Below are 15,730 nucleotides of genomic sequence, written 5' to 3'. Positions count from 1 at the left end.
TAAGGCAACGCCGCCACCCGGCATTTTTTCATCAGGACAGAACTATGACTCAAATCGACCGCCTGCTCGGCATCATGAAACGCCTGCGCGACCCGGAAAACGGCTGCCCGTGGGACAAGGAGCAGACTTTCGCGACCATCGCACCTTATACCCTCGAAGAGACCTATGAGGTGCTGGACGCCATTTCACGCGAGGATTTCGATGACCTGCGCGGTGAACTCGGCGACCTGCTGTTCCAGGTAGTGTTCTACGCCCAGATGGCGCAGGAGGAAGGGCGCTTTAACTTTGACGATATCTGTGCCGCTATCAGCGACAAGCTGGAGCGCCGCCATCCGCATATCTTTGGCGATGCCACCGCAGGAAACAGCGCAGAGGTGCTGGCCCGCTGGGAGCAGATTAAAAGCGCCGAGCGCGCTGAAAAGTCCCAACACTCTGCGCTGGACGACATCCCGCTGAGCCTGCCCGCGCTGATGCGCGCCCACAAAATTCAAAAGCGCTGCTCGGCGGTAGGATTTGACTGGGATTCCCTGGGACCCGTGCTGGATAAAGTGCATGAAGAGATCGACGAAGTGATGCACGAAGCGCAGCAGGCAGTGGTCGATGAAGCAAAGCTGGAGGAAGAGATGGGCGACCTGCTGTTCGCCACCGTCAATCTTTCTCGCCATCTAGGGGTAAAAGCGGAAACCGCGCTGCAAAAAGCTAACCTGAAATTCGAACGACGCTTTCGTGAAGTCGAGCGGATTGTGGCCTCGCGCGGCCTGGAAATGACCGGAATTGACCTCGACGCGATGGAAGAAGTCTGGCAGGAAGTAAAACGCCAGGAATCTGATCTCTAACGGAATTTTGCGATCAAGCGCAATTTGTGTGATTTTTTAAATGACAAGCGCTTGATTTGCGTCAAAAACATTTACCCAAAAGGGGCTATTTTCTCACTCCTTATGTTTGTCATGGCCTGGAATGGAGACGGAGAATGAAAGTTTGTGGCGCTCGCCGTGTTCGGGTATACTACTTTCCCGTCCTGGTTATTCCATCGTTTCACCCTAACTTCTCAGGTTCAGCATGACAACGAACTATATTTTTGTGACCGGCGGGGTCGTATCCTCTCTGGGTAAAGGCATTGCCGCAGCCTCCCTCGCAGCCATTCTTGAAGCCCGTGGCCTCAATGTGACCATGATGAAACTGGATCCGTACATCAACGTCGATCCTGGCACCATGAGCCCAACCCAACACGGGGAAGTGTTCGTTACTGAAGACGGCGCTGAAACCGATCTGGATCTTGGCCACTACGAGCGTTTCATTCGTACCAAAATGACCCGTCGTAACAACTTTACGACTGGCCGCATCTACTCTGACGTTCTGCGTAAAGAGCGCCGCGGTGACTACCTGGGCGCGACCGTGCAGGTTATCCCACACATCACTAACGCCATCAAAGAGCGTGTCCTTGCCGGTGGCGAAGGGCATGACGTTGTGCTGGTTGAAATCGGTGGTACCGTGGGTGATATCGAATCCCTGCCGTTCCTCGAAGCGATTCGTCAGCTGGCGGTAGACATTGGTCGTGAACACGCGCTGTTCATGCACCTGACGCTGGTGCCTTACATGGCGGCGGCAGGTGAAGTGAAAACCAAACCGACTCAGCACTCCGTTAAAGAACTGCTCTCCATCGGTATTCAGCCTGACATCCTGGTTTGCCGTTCCGATCGTGCCATTCCAGCGAACGAACGTGCGAAAATTGCATTGTTCTGTAACGTGCCTGAAAAAGCCGTTATTTCAATGAAAGATGTCGATTCCATTTATAAAATCCCGGGCCTGTTGAAATCACAGGGTCTGGACGATTATATTTGTAAACGATTCAGCTTGAACTGTCCGGAAGCTAACCTGTCTGAATGGGAACAGGTTATTTATGAAGAAGCGAACCCGGCAGGCGAAGTGACTATCGGTATGGTCGGCAAGTACATCGAACTGCCGGACGCCTATAAGTCCGTTATCGAAGCGCTGAAGCACGGTGGTCTGAAGAACCGCGTCTCCGTCAACATCAAGCTGATTGATTCGCAGGATGTTGAAACACGTGGCGTTGAAATTCTGAAAGATCTGGATGCTATCCTCATCCCTGGCGGCTTCGGCTACCGTGGTGTTGAAGGCAAGATCGCCACTGCACGCTATGCGCGTGAAAACAATATTCCATACCTCGGCATCTGCCTGGGTATGCAGGTTGCGCTGATCGAATTTGCGCGCAACGTAGCGGGAATGGAAAACGCGAACTCTACGGAATTTGTGCCAGACTGTAAGTACCCTGTCGTGGCGCTGATTACGGAATGGCGCGACGAAGACGGTAACGTCGAAGTCCGTACCGAGAAGAGCGATCTGGGTGGCACTATGCGTCTTGGCGCGCAGGCCTGCCAGCTGTCCGACGATAGCGTGGTTCGCAAGCTGTACGGCGAGCCGGTCATCACCGAGCGCCATCGTCACCGCTATGAAGTCAACAATATGTTGTTGAAACAAATTGAAGCCGCGGGCCTGCGTGTTGCGGGTCGCTCCGGGGACGATCAGTTAGTCGAGATCATCGAGGTGCCAAACCATCCGTGGTTTGTTGCCTGCCAGTTCCACCCGGAATTTACTTCAACGCCGCGTGATGGACATCCGCTGTTTGCAGGCTTCGTGAAAGCCGCCAGCGAGTACCAGAAGCGTCAGGCGAAGTAAAAAAGTTAGAACGGCAACGCGTACCAACGGTACGCGTTGTTTGTCTGGAGTTTTAGTTTAACTTGTACTGAGGAAAATCTAATGTCCAAAATCGTTAAAGTCATCGGTCGTGAAATCATCGACTCCCGTGGTAACCCGACCGTTGAAGCCGAAGTTCATCTGGAAGGTGGTTTCGTCGGTATGGCAGCTGCTCCATCAGGTGCTTCTACGGGTTCCCGTGAAGCGCTGGAACTGCGTGATGGCGACAAATCCCGTTTCATGGGCAAAGGCGTACTGAAAGCGGTTGGCGCTGTTAACGGTCCTATTGCTCAGGCTATCGTTGGCAAAGATGCCAAAGATCAGGCTGGCATCGACAAGATCATGATCGATCTGGACGGTACTGAAAACAAATCTAACTTCGGTGCGAACGCAATCCTGGCCGTTTCCCTGGCGAACGCCAAAGCAGCAGCCGCTGCTAAAGGTATGCCACTGTTCGAGCACATCGCTGAACTGAACGGCACCCCAGGCAAATACTCTATGCCTGTACCAATGATGAACATCATCAACGGTGGTGAGCACGCAGACAACAACGTTGATATTCAGGAATTCATGATTCAGCCAGTTGGCGCGAAAACCCTGAAAGAAGCGGTTCGTATGGGTTCTGAAGTGTTCCACAACCTGGCTAAAGTTCTGAAAGCTAAAGGTATGAACACTGCTGTTGGTGACGAAGGTGGCTACGCGCCAAACCTGGGTTCTAACGCAGAAGCACTGGCTGTTATCGCTGAAGCGGTTAAAGCAGCAGGCTACGAGCTGGGCAAAGACATCACCCTGGCGATGGACTGTGCAGCATCTGAATTCTACAAAGACGGTAAATACGTTCTGGCTGGCGAAGGCAACAAAGCGTTCACCTCCGAAGAGTTCACTCACTTCCTGGAAGACCTGACCAAACAGTACCCAATCGTTTCTATCGAAGACGGTCTGGACGAGTCTGACTGGGATGGTTTCGCATACCAGACCAAAGTACTGGGCGACAAAATCCAGCTGGTTGGTGACGATCTGTTCGTAACCAACACTAAGATCCTGAAAGAAGGCATCGAGAAAGGCATCGTTAACTCCATCCTGATCAAATTCAACCAGATCGGTTCTCTGACCGAAACGCTGGCTGCGATCAAAATGGCGAAAGACGCTGGCTACACCGCTGTTATCTCTCACCGTTCTGGCGAAACTGAAGACGCGACCATTGCCGACCTGGCTGTTGGTACCGCTGCTGGCCAGATCAAAACCGGTTCTATGAGCCGTTCTGACCGTGTTGCTAAATACAACCAGCTGATTCGTATCGAAGAAGCGCTGGGTGAAAAAGCACCTTACAACGGTCGTAAAGAGATCAAAGGCCAGGCATAATTGCTTAAGCCTTAACATGAAAATGCCAGTCGAATGACTGGCATTTTTTTTGGTTATTTAAAATCGACCGCCATCTGCTCGGGAATGGTTAGTCCCCGGGTGGTTTGCACGCAGCGGGCGATATAATCCGTAAAACGAGGTGGCTTCGGCATCCCCATGCTGAGCAGCTTATCGTTGCTGAAGCGCACGTTCAGCGTGGCAAAGGCACCGTATAAGCGCATCGCTCTCAGCATCAGACGTTCGTTGCACGGACCAAAAATGGTTTTCAGTTCACGGCGCATTTTGACCAGCGTTTCGTAGCTGACCTGCGCGTACTTATCGCCAACGGGCGCTTTCTCCAGCGCCTGCGCCATTGCCCGATCGATATCCGCAAAGCGAACGCTGTTCTCTTCCCCGGCTGAAATGTGTACCACTTCCCCCGGACGCGCGTTGCTGCTCAGCAGCATTAACATTGCGTCGGCGCAATAATCTACCGGGACAACGTCGATCCGGTCTTCCATCGAGCACATAAACTTCTGCAGCATCAGGCCCATGCTGAAGACCCAAAAGATACTGCTCGACGGCGTGCAGCCGTGGCGGGTATGGCCGACGACGATGGACGGACGGGCGATGAGCAGCGGCAGGTTAGGACATTCCTGGCGCATCAGCTGTTCGATGGTTGACTTCGAATACGTATATTCCACCAGGTGCTCAGCGTTTTCTCTGAATTCCGCACTTTCGGCGACCAGCGAATCCTGCTCCGGCGTGCATGACATTGCGGTGCCTACATGCAGGAAACGCTGCAGCCCTGCGACCTTCTCCATGCGGCGCGCCAGCGCTAGCGTACCCTCTACGTTCACCTTCCAGATCAGCGGGTTATTGCCAAAAGACGCAACTGCCGCGCAGTTAACGACATGCGTAACCTGGTCCAGACGGGGATCGTTCAGAAAGGCTTCCGGCTGGCTGAGGTCGCCGATGAGGATATTATCCACGCTCAGGGAGGCCAGTTTCTCCTCAGAAATGTTGAACTTACGCATGTTCTCCTGCACGCGCGCCAGCCCGCTTTGCGGATCGCCGGCACGGGCAAGCAAAAGGAGTTTTACAGATTGATCGCTGGTCAGGATTTTTTCAAGTACTGCACCGCCCAGAAACCCGGTCACGCCTGTAATTAATAACATCTTCATTATTACCGTCTCATTATGATTGATGAGGCGGATTGTAGGCGCGCAAAAGTAAACGGCGTTTAAATAATAAAACGTCGGGACCGACAGCGTCTTAAGCTTATTTTAAGGAAAGGAAATCAGGTGAAAATATTGGACATTGCAGAAAGCGGAAAAATTCAATTTATTCATGTTTTTATTTTAACTTGATGATTTTAAACTGTTTTTGTCGCTGGGTTAGCGCGGGGGAAATAATTCAAACTGTAATAAACAAAATAATTTGTTACACCAAACATTTATCATATAAATGTATTGAGCCCTGATTAAGCAAAATAAAACGCAGGCTATTTTATTTAGCCTGCGAAGGGTTTTCAGAGCAGAAGAGGAAGCGTGGCGCTGGCCGTTTGCTGGCTGACGTCAGCGTAATGACCATCCAGCGCAATCATGGATGTCGTAAGTAATTCGACCAGCAGCATCACCCCAACTTTGGCATTGAGCGCACCCGCGCTAAGAGGGCCTTCTGGCTTGGCGGCCACCAGCAGCATATCGCTAAGAGACGCCAGCGGGCTGCGGGGCGTGTTGCTGAGCGCCAGAACCTTCACCCCGCGCTTGCGGGCAAGTTTCACCACGTGAAGTAAATCTCGCGTTGAACCGGAGCTGGAGATCGCCACCACCAGCGTCTCTGCCGAAAGCGTGGTCGCATTCATGGCTGCGCGGTGCATATCGCTAAACAGCTGTGCGGATTTACCCAGCCTTAATAACTTGTAATGCAGATACTCCCCGAGGATCGCGCTGGCCGCGACGCCATAAATCTGCACGGACTGCGCCTGATGCAGCGCCAGTGCGGCTTTTTCAAGCAGCGCGCGGTCAAGGAGTCTCGCGGTATCCTGCAAAGCCTGCACCGATTCATCCACCACGCTGTCAATCTCATCCCCCGCCTGACGCGCGGGCTGGCCCTGCTGAATATCCAGCGCCAGCGCCATTTTGAATTCGTTATACCCCTTGCACCCCAGCGTCCGGCAAAGACGCGTCACGCTGGCCTCGCTGGTGTGGCTCTCTCGCGCCAGTTCGGTGATGGTCAGGTAGAGCACCCGGGCAGGGTCGCTGAGGACAAACTCACCGAGTTTTTGTTGCGTTGGGCTGTACCCGGAAGCCTCCTGGCGGAGCTTCAGCAGCAGGTTTTCATGGTCCGACATGCCACGTCCTTAATGTGTTTCACTGCGACTAGTGTGGCGGAAAGCGGGGGAAAGATGCCAGTCATTTTAAAAAAGTATGATCGGCCTCCTGGTTTGTGATGATAATTTTCACTATTACATATTTATATGGTAAAAATTTTCATCTTTTAATGGGGGGATGAAAAAATGATGCAAATATTCAGTGGCGCTTCGTCGGGTGGATGGTTTGAAAAAGCGCAGCGCTTTGGCAAATCCTTTATGTTGCCTATCGCCGTATTGCCCGCGGCGGGTCTGCTGCTCGGTATCGGCGGGGCGTTATCGAACCCTAATACGCTGGCGGCCTATCCGTTTTTAGATGTTGGCTGGCTGCAGGCCATTTTCACCATCATGAGCAGTGCGGGTTCGATTGTGTTTGCGAACCTCTCGGTGCTGTTTGCGGTTGGGGTGGCCGTCGGGCTGGCAAAAAACGATAAGGGCACGGCGGGGCTGGCAGCGCTACTCGCGTTTCTGGTGATGAACGCCACCATCAACGCGCTGCTGATCCTCACCGGCAAACTGGCGCACGAGAACCCGGGCGCTGTAGGGCAGGGCATGACGCTGGGTATTCAGACGCTGGAAACCGGGGTGTTTGGCGGCGTGGTGATTGGTCTCGTGACCTGCGCGCTGCATCATCGGTTTAATAAGATAGCGCTTCCGCAGTTCCTGGGCTTTTTTGGCGGCTCGCGCTTTGTCCCGATTATCAGCTCGCTGGCGGCAATACTCGTTGGCGCGATCATGACCGTGGTCTGGCCGCATTTCCAGAAGCTTATTTTTGGTCTGGGCGGGCTGGTGGATGCCACCGGTTATCTTGGCACGCTGCTGTACGGCTTTATTTTGCGCATGCTTGGCCCGTTTGGTCTGCACCACATCTTCTATCTGCCGTTCTGGACCACCGCGCTCGGCGGCAGCGAGATCGTCAACGGCCACCTGGTTGAGGGCACGCAGCGGATCTTCTTCGCTCAGCTCGCCGACCCGAACACGCAGCATTTCTATGAAGGCACGTCACGCTTCATGTCCGGGCGCTTTATCACGATGATGTTTGGCCTGCTCGGCGCGTGTCTGGCGATGTATCACACGGCGAAACCGGAGAACAAAAAGCGCGTTGCCGGGCTGCTGCTCTCGGCGGCGTTAACCTCATTCCTGACGGGAATTACCGAGCCCATCGAGTTCTCCTTCCTGTTCATTGCCCCGGTGCTCTACGTCATTCACGCGCTGTTTGACGGGCTGGCGTTTATGCTCGCGCACATGCTGCACATCACCATCGGGCAGACCTTCTCCGGTGGTTTTATTGACTTCGTGCTGTTCGGCATTTTGCAGGGGGAGGCCAAAACCAACTGGATGTTCGTTCCGCTGGTCGGCGTGCCGTGGTTCTTCCTCTACTACTTCACTTTCCGCTACCTGATTAACCGCTTTGATTTCGCCACGCCGGGCCGTGAAAAGGAGGCGATGGTTGATGACGTCAGCCTGCCGCAAAGCGAGCGCGCTGCGGCGGTGATCGCCGGGTTAGGCGGAAAAGACAATCTGGAAGAGGTGGACTGCTGCGCCACGCGGCTTCGCGTGACGGTCAAAGACGGCAGCAAAGTGAATGACGCGGCGCTGAAAGCCACCGGCGCGCGCGGCGTTATCGTGCGCGGTAACGGTGTACAGGTCATTTATGGCCCGCACGTCACGATTATCAAAAACGAAGTGGAAGAGATCTTATCGTAATGAAAAATGTACTGGATAACCTGAAGGGAAAACTGGTCGTCTCCTGTCAGGCGCTGGAAAACGAACCACTGCACAGCCCGTTTATCATGTCGCGAATGGCGCTGGCGGCGGCACAGGGTGGAGCCTTCGCCATTCGCGCCAACAGCGTGGTAGATATCGAGGCCATTAAACAGCAGGTGTCTTTACCGGTTATCGGCATCATCAAACGGGACTACCCAGGGAGCGAAGTATTTATCACCGCTACGATGAAAGAGGTGGATGAGCTCATGGCCGTCTCTCCGGAAATCATTGCCCTTGATGCGACGGCGCGGGAACGTCCTGGCGGTGAATCCCTGGAAACACTGGTCACGGCCATCCGCTCACGTTACCCCTCGGTACTGCTGATGGCAGATATTTCCACCGTAGACGAAGCCGTGACGGCGCAGACGCTTGGCTTTGACTGCGTTGGCACCACGCTGTACGGCTATACGGCGGAAACGGCAGGCCATACGCTTCCGGAGAATGACTGTGCGTTCCTGAAAGCGGTGCTGGCGGCCGTGACGGTCCCCGTGGTTGCCGAAGGCAACGTGGATACGCCCGAGCGCGCGGCCCGGTGTCTGGCGCTGGGCGCGCATACGGTCGTTGTCGGCGGGGCGATCACCCGCCCACAGCAAATTACCGCGCGCTTTATGGCGGCGATTAGCGCGCAAAGCACCGATGGAGCATGACCATCCGACGGTGATCTGCGATACTTATCGTTTATCCCCTTTACTGAGATGACTATGCAGTACCCGATTAACGAGATGTTCCAGACCCTGCAAGGCGAGGGTTACTTTACCGGCGTTCCCGCTATCTTTATTCGTTTACAGGGATGCCCGGTTGGCTGTGCCTGGTGTGATACCAAACATACGTGGGATAAGCTCGCAGATCGGGAAGTGTCGCTGTTTAGCATTCTGGCGAAAACCAAAGAGAGCGATAAGTGGGGCGCGGGCAGTGCAGAAGACCTGCTGGCCATAATTGGTCGCCAGGGCTGGACGGCTCGCCACGTCGTCATCACCGGCGGCGAACCCTGCATTCACGATCTGACGCCGCTGACCGAGCTGCTCGAAAAGAACGGCTACAGCTGCCAGATTGAGACCAGCGGCACCCATGAAGTGCGCTGTTCACACACCACCTGGGTGACGGTATCGCCAAAAGTGAATATGCGTGGCGGGTATGACGTGCTGTCTCAGGCGCTGGAGCGCGCGGATGAAATTAAGCATCCGGTAGGACGCGTACGTGATATCGAAGCGCTGGATGAACTGCTGGCAACGCTGACGGATGAGAAGCAGCGGGTAATCGCCCTGCAGCCGATCAGCCAGAAAGAGGATGCGACGCGCCTGTGCATTGAAACCTGCATTGCGCGCAACTGGCGCCTGTCGATGCAGACGCACAAGTATCTGAATATTGCCTAGAAAAAAGCCCGGTTTTGCCGGGCTTTTTTTTACTCTCCGCGATACACGCAGCCTGCCGTGCAGGTTTCTTTGATCATCACCGCGCTCAGCAGCGGTACCAGCGGCTTCATCTGATCCCAGATCCATTTTGCCAGCACTTCGCTGGTCGGGTTTTCCAGGCCCGGAATATCGTTGAGATAGTAGTGATCCAGACGATCGTAGGTCGGCTTAAACGCGGCCTTCAGCTCGGCAAAGTCCATGATCCAACCGGTATGCGGATCAACTTCACCGGTGATCTCAAGACGCACCATAAACGAATGCCCGTGCAGGCGGCCGCATTTATGTCCTGCAGGAACGTGCGGAAGGTGGTGGGCGGCTTCGAAGGTGAAATCTTTAAACAGTGTGGTGGACATGATCGCTCTCAGTAATGCGGAAAAAACCGCCGCATAGTACCGGAAAGCACAATTTTTAGCATTAACTAAAACGGCTCTGAACGGTGAACGCCCGGTATTCAGGGTGATTATTGGTTTTTATTCTTTTATTTCAAATGGTTATTCAATCGTTTTTATCGCTAAGAACGATAACTAAAACAGGTTAGTCCATTTGGTTATTTATTATTTCCATCCCTTCTTTAATTGTTATTATCCACGCCGTTAACCTTATCTTCAGTTTGGATTTATTCGCTTAAAGTCCGCTTGGCTACTGGAACATAACGACGCATGACAACACAGGCCCCACCTTCAAATTTGCTTCCCCTTAACCCGGAGCAACTGGCGCGCCTTCAGGCTGCCACCTCTGATTTTTCTCCCACTCAGCTTGCCTGGGTCTCCGGTTATTTCTGGGGAATGCTCAATCAGCAGCCTGGCGCTGTGGCTGGCGCACCGGCAACGGCCGTGGAAATTCCTGCCATTACGCTGATTAGCGCCTCGCAGACGGGCAACGCCCGCCGCGTGGCCGAAGCGCTGCGTGATGATCTGCTGGCCGCCAAACTGAACGTGAACCTGGTCAACGCCGGGGATTATAAATTCAAACAAATCGCGTCAGAAAAACTGCTGGTGATGGTCGCCTCGACCCAGGGTGAAGGTGAACCCGCTGAAGAAGCGGTGGCGCTGCACAAGTTCCTGTTCTCGAAAAAAGCGCCGAAGCTGAACGGCACGGCGTTTGCCGTCTTTGGCCTGGGCGATACCTCCTATGAATTCTTCTGCCAGTCCGGTAAAGACTTCGACAGCAAGCTGGCGGAGCTGGGCGCGGAGCGCCTGCTGGACCGCGTGGACGCGGATGTGGAATACCAGACTGCCGCCGCTGAATGGCGTGCGCGCATCGTTGAGGTGTTGAAAGCCCGCGTCCCGAAAGAGACGCCAGCGCAGGCTGCGGTGACCGCTGCGGGCACCGTCAATGAGATCCACACCAGCCCGTACACCAAAGAGTCGCCGCTGACGGCGAGCCTGTCGGTGAACCAGAAAATTACGGGCCGCGACTCGGAAAAAGACGTGCGCCATATTGAAATCGATCTTGGCGACTCCGGCCTGCGCTATCAGCCTGGCGATGCGCTGGGCGTCTGGTATCAGAACGATCCGGCGCTGGTGAAAGAGCTGGTGGAACTGCTGTGGCTGAAGGGTGACGAGCCCGTCACCGTTGACGGCAAAACCCAGCCACTTTCAGAGGCGCTGCAGTGGCATTTCGAGCTGACGGTGAACACTCCGAATATCGTCGAGAATTATGCCACCCTAACGCGCAGCGAATCCCTGCTGCCGCTGGTGGGCGACAAAGCGAAGCTGCAGCATTACGCCGCGACGACGCCGATTGTCGATATGGTGCGTTTCTCGCCGGCACAGCTGGATGCCGATGCGCTGATCGGTCTGCTGCGTCCGCTGACCCCACGCCTGTACTCTATAGCCTCTTCCCAGGCGGAAGTGGAAAGCGAAGTTCACGTTACCGTCGGCGTGGTGCGCTACGACATCGAAGGCCGCGCCCGCGCGGGTGGGGCATCAAGCTTCCTGGCGGACCGCGTGGAAGAAGAGGGCGAGGTGCGCGTCTTTATCGAGCACAACGACAACTTCCGCCTGCCGGCGAACCCGGAAACTCCGGTGATCATGATTGGCCCGGGCACCGGCATCGCGCCGTTCCGCGCCTTTATGCAGCAGCGTGCCGCGGACGACGCGCCGGGTAAAAACTGGCTGTTCTTCGGCAACCCGCACTTTACTGAAGATTTCCTCTACCAGGTTGAGTGGCAGCGCTACGTCAAAGAGGGCGTACTGACCCGCATCGATCTGGCCTGGTCCCGCGATCAGAAAGAAAAAGTATACGTACAAGACAAACTGCGCGAACAGGGCGCAGAGCTGTGGCGCTGGATCAATGACGGTGCCCACATTTATGTCTGCGGCGACGCCAATCGCATGGCGAAAGACGTTGAGCAGGCACTGCTGGAAGTGATTGCCGAATTCGGCGGTATGGATGCCGAAGCGGCGGATGAATTTTTAAGTGAGCTGCGCGTTGAGCGCCGTTATCAGCGAGATGTCTACTAATGAGCGAAAAACATCCTGGCCCACTGGTGGTCGAAGGTAAACTGACAGACGCCGAGCGCATGAAGCTGGAAAGCAACTATCTGCGCGGCACCATTGCTGAAGATCTGAATGACGGCCTGACCGGCGGTTTCAAAGGCGACAACTTCCTGCTGATCCGTTTCCACGGCATGTATCAGCAGGACGACCGCGATATCCGCGCCGAGCGCGCAGAACAGAAGCTGGAGCCGCGCCACGCGATGCTGCTGCGCTGCCGCCTGCCGGGTGGAGTGATCACCACCAAACAGTGGCAGGCGATCGACAAATTTGCGGGTGAAAACACGATTTATGGCAGCATCCGCCTGACCAACCGTCAGACCTTCCAGTTCCACGGGATTCTGAAGAAGAACGTGAAGCCGGTGCACCAGATGCTCCACTCCGTGGGTCTGGACGCGCTGGCGACCGCCAACGACATGAACCGTAACGTGCTCTGCACCTCGAACCCGTACGAGTCCGAGCTGCACGCCGAAGCGTATGAGTGGGCGAAGAAAATTTCCGAGCACCTGCTGCCGCGTACCCGCGCCTATGCGGAGATCTGGCTCGATCAGGAGAAAGTCGCCACCACTGACGAAGAACCGATCCTCGGTCAGACCTACCTGCCGCGTAAGTTCAAAACCACGGTGGTCATCCCGCCGCAGAACGACATCGATCTGCACGCCAACGACATGAACTTCGTGGCGATTGCCGAAAACGGCAAGCTGATTGGCTTTAACCTGCTGGTGGGCGGCGGCCTGTCAATTGAGCACGGTAACAAGAAAACCTACGCCCGCACCGCGAGCGAGTTCGGCTTCCTGCCGCTGGAGCACACGCTGGCCGTGGCGGAAGCGGTAGTGACCACCCAGCGCGACTGGGGCAACCGTACCGACCGTAAAAACGCGAAAACCAAGTACACTCTGGAGCGCGTGGGCGTTGAAACGTTCAAAGAGGAAGTGGAGCGTCGTGCGGGGATTAAATTTGAGCCGATCCGCCCTTACGAATTCACCGGTCGCGGCGATCGCATCGGCTGGGTGAAAGGCATCGACAATAACTGGCACCTGACGCTGTTCATTGAAAATGGCCGTATTCTGGATTATCCGGGCCGCCCGCTGAAAACCGGTCTGCTGGAAATCGCGAAGATCCACAAAGGCGAGTTCCGTATCACCGCTAACCAGAACCTGATCGTCGCCAGCGTGCCGGAAAGCGAAAAGGCGAAAATTGAGGAACTGGCGCGCGAGCACGGGTTGATGAATGCGGTGAAGCCACAGCGTGAAAACTCGATGGCCTGCGTGTCGTTCCCGACCTGTCCGCTGGCGATGGCCGAAGCCGAGCGTTTCCTGCCGTCATTCACCGACAAAGTGGAAGCGATTCTGGAAAAACACGGTATTCCGGACGAGCATATTGTTATGCGCGTGACGGGCTGCCCGAACGGCTGCGGTCGCGCGATGCTTGCCGAGCTGGGACTGGTGGGGAAAGCGCCGGGTCGTTATAACCTGCACCTGGGCGGTAACCGTATCGGCACGCGTATTCCACGCATGTTCCGCGAGAACATCACCGAGCCGGAAATTCTTGATTCCATCGACGAGCTTGTCGGGCGTTGGGCGAAAGAGCGCGAAGCGGGTGAAGGCTTCGGCGACTTTACGGTGCGTGCGGGCATCATTCGCCCGGTGCTCGATCCCGCCAGGGATTTCTGGGAGTAACCACGAGAGGTAATTATGTCCGTACTCGATCTAAACGCCCTTAATGACCTGCCAAAAGTCGAACGCATTCTGGCCCTGGCAGAAACTAACGCTCACCTTGAAAAGCTGGACGCCGAAGGGCGCGTGGCGTGGGCGCTGGAAAACCTGCCGGGAGAGTATGTGCTCTCGTCGAGCTTTGGTATTCAGGCGGCTGTGAGCCTGCATCTGGTGAATCAGATCCGTCCGGACATACCGGTGATCCTCACCGATACCGGCTACCTGTTCCCGGAAACCTACCAGTTTATCGACGAGCTGACGGACAAGCTCAGGCTGAACCTCAAAGTCTACCGCGCAACGGAAAGCGCGGCCTGGCAGGAGGCGCGCTACGGCAAGCTGTGGGAGCAGGGCGTTGAGGGCATTGAAAAATACAATGAGATCAACAAAGTTGAGCCGATGAACCGGGCGCTGAAAGAGCTGAATGCCCAAACGTGGTTTGCCGGCCTGCGCCGCGAGCAGTCCGGGAGCCGCGCAACCTTACCGGTACTGGCGGTACAGCGCGGCGTGTTCAAAGTGCTGCCGATTATCGACTGGGATAACCGCACGGTGTATCAGTACCTGCAAAAACACGGGCTCAAGTACCATCCGCTATGGGATCAGGGCTACCTGTCCGTGGGCGACACCCACACCACGCGCAAATGGGAGCCGGGAATGGCTGAAGAAGAGACGCGATTCTTTGGGCTGAAGCGCGAGTGCGGGCTGCACGAAGGGTGATCCTTTATCCTCCCTCTCCCTGTGGGAGAGGGTTGGGGTGAGGGCATCAGGCCCCGCTATACTTAAAAACCTCAGGCTTTGCCCGCTTTCGCCAGCTCCTTCACCAGCGGCAGCATCACTTTCACCACGTCCCGGCTGCGGTGCTCAATCCGCTGCGGCAGCGTTTTATCAATGTGCTGCTGATTATCCAGCCGCACGTCATGCCAGCTGGTCCCGTCCGGGAACGCTTTCGATTTAGCGCGCTGCTGATAGCCATCCTTTTTGCCCAGCGCCCAGTTCGTCGCCTCGACGTACAGCACCGGAATGCCTGCTTTATCAAACACTTCCCCGTCGTTACAACAGCCAGTGCCTTTTGGGTAATCCGGGTTACCGCCTGGGTTTGTTGCAGCATAGACGCCATGCGTACGGGCAAGCGCCAGCGCGCGGTCGCGGGTGAGTTTACGCACGCTGCTCGGCGTGCTCTGTCCACTATTAAAATAGAGCTTATCGCCCACGATCAGGTTATCGAGGTTAATCACCAGCAGCGTATTTTTCTTCTCCTCAGCGCTCATCCGTTTAAGGAGATTCTCAGCGCCGAGTTTTCCTTCTTCTTCGCCGCTGGTCGCCACAAAGCGAATACCGTATTTCGTCGGAATATTTTTAAGGCGTTCAGCCAGTTCAAGCATCACACCGAGACCCGCTGCGTTATCGTCCATGCCCTGCAGCGTCAGTCCCCCGAGGTTATTATCAATATCGGCGTCGCTCATTGGCGCATAGGTATCCAGGTGCGCCATGATAATAATCTGCTCAGCCGCTTTCCCCTCATGCGCCGCAATCACCGTGCTGCCGGTCACGTTATGCCAGTTTTGCGTTTTATTGCGTGAGGTATAGATGTAGCGGCTGTGAAACGAGCGTATGTCACTCTGGTAGCCCATCTGTGCAAACTGCTGGCGAATATAGTCGGCGGAGAGCATCTCCGCGGGTGAACCGGTCATGCGGCCAGGGAAAACCGTCGCAATATGTCGCGCCTGCATAGTGGCGATTTCACCATAAGGTTGATTTTTTGCCTGAGCCGGAAGGATAAAGCAAACGCCGAGCGCCAGGGCAGCAATACGGTGGCGCGTTGCGGAAAACATAGTGAGTCCTTAAAAACAGAGCAAAATAATAACGTGCATAGTATGAAACTGTGATCGTCCATACACAATTTGAATTGCT

The 15,730-nt window shown here is 55.3% G+C and carries 13 protein-coding genes; 9 read left to right on the top strand and 4 right to left on the bottom strand.

Annotated features, from left to right (window positions below; translation table 11 throughout):
- The first annotated feature begins 44 nt into the window (after positions 1-44).
- From mazG to eno, 3 genes are all read left to right on the top strand, one after another.
- Positions 45-836, top strand: a complete 792-nt coding sequence (gene mazG / locus IM294_RS04745; protein WP_045261274.1) for a nucleoside triphosphate pyrophosphohydrolase — start codon at positions 45-47, stop codon at positions 834-836.
- A 223-nt stretch (positions 837-1,059) separates the two neighbouring features.
- Positions 1,060-2,697, top strand: a complete 1,638-nt coding sequence (gene pyrG / locus IM294_RS04740) for a glutamine hydrolyzing CTP synthase (protein ID WP_028014254.1) — start codon at positions 1,060-1,062, stop codon at positions 2,695-2,697.
- 81 nt (positions 2,698-2,778) lie between these two features.
- The gene (gene eno / locus IM294_RS04735; RefSeq protein ID WP_006811784.1) at positions 2,779-4,077 is read left to right on the top strand and encodes a phosphopyruvate hydratase; all 1,299 of its coding nucleotides are present in this window, start codon (positions 2,779-2,781) and stop codon (positions 4,075-4,077) included.
- Positions 4,078-4,130: 53 nt separating this feature from the next.
- On the opposite strand, the gene IM294_RS04730 is transcribed toward eno, so the two are convergent.
- A complete protein-coding gene (locus IM294_RS04730) occupies positions 4,131-5,240 on the bottom strand; it encodes an SDR family oxidoreductase (protein WP_126817268.1) in 1,110 nt (369 codons plus the stop codon).
- A gap of 347 nt (positions 5,241-5,587) precedes the next feature.
- Complete coding sequence (locus IM294_RS04725; protein ID WP_028014252.1) at positions 5,588-6,412, bottom strand: MurR/RpiR family transcriptional regulator; 825 nt, start codon at positions 6,410-6,412, stop codon at positions 5,588-5,590.
- A gap of 165 nt (positions 6,413-6,577) precedes the next feature.
- On the opposite strand from IM294_RS04725, the gene IM294_RS04720 reads away from it, so the two are divergent.
- From IM294_RS04720 to queE, 3 genes are read left to right on the top strand one after another with little or no spacing between them, the layout of a single operon-like run.
- Positions 6,578-8,137: a maltose/glucose-specific PTS transporter subunit IIC gene (locus IM294_RS04720; protein ID WP_069732761.1), complete on the top strand. Its 1,560-nt coding sequence runs from the start codon at positions 6,578-6,580 to the stop codon at positions 8,135-8,137.
- Positions 8,137-8,844 carry an N-acetylmannosamine-6-phosphate 2-epimerase gene (locus tag IM294_RS04715; protein ID WP_045261276.1) on the top strand — a complete coding sequence of 236 codons (708 nt, stop codon included), beginning with the start codon at positions 8,137-8,139 and terminating at the stop codon, positions 8,842-8,844. Before IM294_RS04720 ends, IM294_RS04715 begins: the two co-directional genes overlap by 1 nt.
- 54 nt (positions 8,845-8,898) lie before the next feature.
- Positions 8,899-9,570 (top strand): 7-carboxy-7-deazaguanine synthase QueE, encoded by a 672-nt coding sequence (gene queE / locus IM294_RS04710; protein WP_028014249.1) that lies wholly within the window; start codon positions 8,899-8,901, stop codon positions 9,568-9,570.
- Positions 9,571-9,599: 29 nt separating this feature from the next.
- Here the strand turns inward: queE and queD are convergent, their stop codons facing one another.
- A complete protein-coding gene (gene queD / locus IM294_RS04705) occupies positions 9,600-9,962 on the bottom strand; it encodes a 6-carboxytetrahydropterin synthase QueD (protein WP_003862700.1) in 363 nt (120 codons plus the stop codon).
- A 306-nt stretch (positions 9,963-10,268) separates the two neighbouring features.
- On the opposite strand from queD, the gene cysJ reads away from it, so the two are divergent.
- Genes cysJ through cysH form a run of 3 tightly spaced genes read left to right on the top strand, consistent with a single transcriptional unit; the run spans position 10,269 to position 14,536 of the window.
- Positions 10,269-12,074, top strand: coding sequence for an NADPH-dependent assimilatory sulfite reductase flavoprotein subunit (gene cysJ / locus IM294_RS04700; RefSeq protein ID WP_041908421.1), 1,806 nt, complete (start codon positions 10,269-10,271; stop codon positions 12,072-12,074).
- The gene (cysI, locus tag IM294_RS04695; RefSeq protein ID WP_045261277.1) at positions 12,074-13,786 is read left to right on the top strand and encodes an assimilatory sulfite reductase (NADPH) hemoprotein subunit; all 1,713 of its coding nucleotides are present in this window, start codon (positions 12,074-12,076) and stop codon (positions 13,784-13,786) included. Before cysJ ends, cysI begins: the two co-directional genes overlap by 1 nt.
- 15 nt (positions 13,787-13,801) lie before the next feature.
- Positions 13,802-14,536, top strand: coding sequence for a phosphoadenosine phosphosulfate reductase (gene cysH / locus IM294_RS04690; RefSeq protein WP_008499616.1), 735 nt, complete (start codon positions 13,802-13,804; stop codon positions 14,534-14,536).
- A 71-nt stretch (positions 14,537-14,607) separates the two neighbouring features.
- On the opposite strand, the gene IM294_RS04685 is transcribed toward cysH, so the two are convergent.
- Entirely contained in the window at positions 14,608-15,651 is a 1,044-nt protein-coding gene (locus IM294_RS04685) for an aminopeptidase (protein WP_028014245.1), read from the bottom strand.
- Positions 15,652-15,730 lie beyond the last annotated feature (79 nt).

The sequence above is a fragment of the Enterobacter cloacae complex sp. P43RS genome, assembly GCF_014930585.1.
GTDB classification, from domain to species: Bacteria; Pseudomonadota; Gammaproteobacteria; order Enterobacterales; family Enterobacteriaceae; genus Enterobacter; species Enterobacter bugandensis.
Note: the sequence above shows the minus strand (reverse complement) of the source record. Positions and strands in the feature narration are given on the sequence as shown.

Coding starts and splice junctions, on each gene's coding strand:
- mazG (WP_045261274.1), top strand. CDS start 45: ATGACTCAAATCGACCGCCTGCTCGGCATCATGAAACGCCTGCGCGAC.
- pyrG (WP_028014254.1), top strand. CDS start 1,060: ATGACAACGAACTATATTTTTGTGACCGGCGGGGTCGTATCCTCTCTG.
- eno (WP_006811784.1), top strand. CDS start 2,779: ATGTCCAAAATCGTTAAAGTCATCGGTCGTGAAATCATCGACTCCCGT.
- IM294_RS04730 (WP_126817268.1), bottom strand. CDS start 5,240: ATGAAGATGTTATTAATTACAGGCGTGACCGGGTTTCTGGGCGGTGCA.
- IM294_RS04725 (WP_028014252.1), bottom strand. CDS start 6,412: ATGTCGGACCATGAAAACCTGCTGCTGAAGCTCCGCCAGGAGGCTTCC.
- IM294_RS04720 (WP_069732761.1), top strand. CDS start 6,578: ATGATGCAAATATTCAGTGGCGCTTCGTCGGGTGGATGGTTTGAAAAA.
- IM294_RS04715 (WP_045261276.1), top strand. CDS start 8,137: ATGAAAAATGTACTGGATAACCTGAAGGGAAAACTGGTCGTCTCCTGT.
- queE (WP_028014249.1), top strand. CDS start 8,899: ATGCAGTACCCGATTAACGAGATGTTCCAGACCCTGCAAGGCGAGGGT.
- queD (WP_003862700.1), bottom strand. CDS start 9,962: ATGTCCACCACACTGTTTAAAGATTTCACCTTCGAAGCCGCCCACCAC.
- cysJ (WP_041908421.1), top strand. CDS start 10,269: ATGACAACACAGGCCCCACCTTCAAATTTGCTTCCCCTTAACCCGGAG.
- cysI (WP_045261277.1), top strand. CDS start 12,074: ATGAGCGAAAAACATCCTGGCCCACTGGTGGTCGAAGGTAAACTGACA.
- cysH (WP_008499616.1), top strand. CDS start 13,802: ATGTCCGTACTCGATCTAAACGCCCTTAATGACCTGCCAAAAGTCGAA.
- IM294_RS04685 (WP_028014245.1), bottom strand. CDS start 15,651: ATGTTTTCCGCAACGCGCCACCGTATTGCTGCCCTGGCGCTCGGCGTT.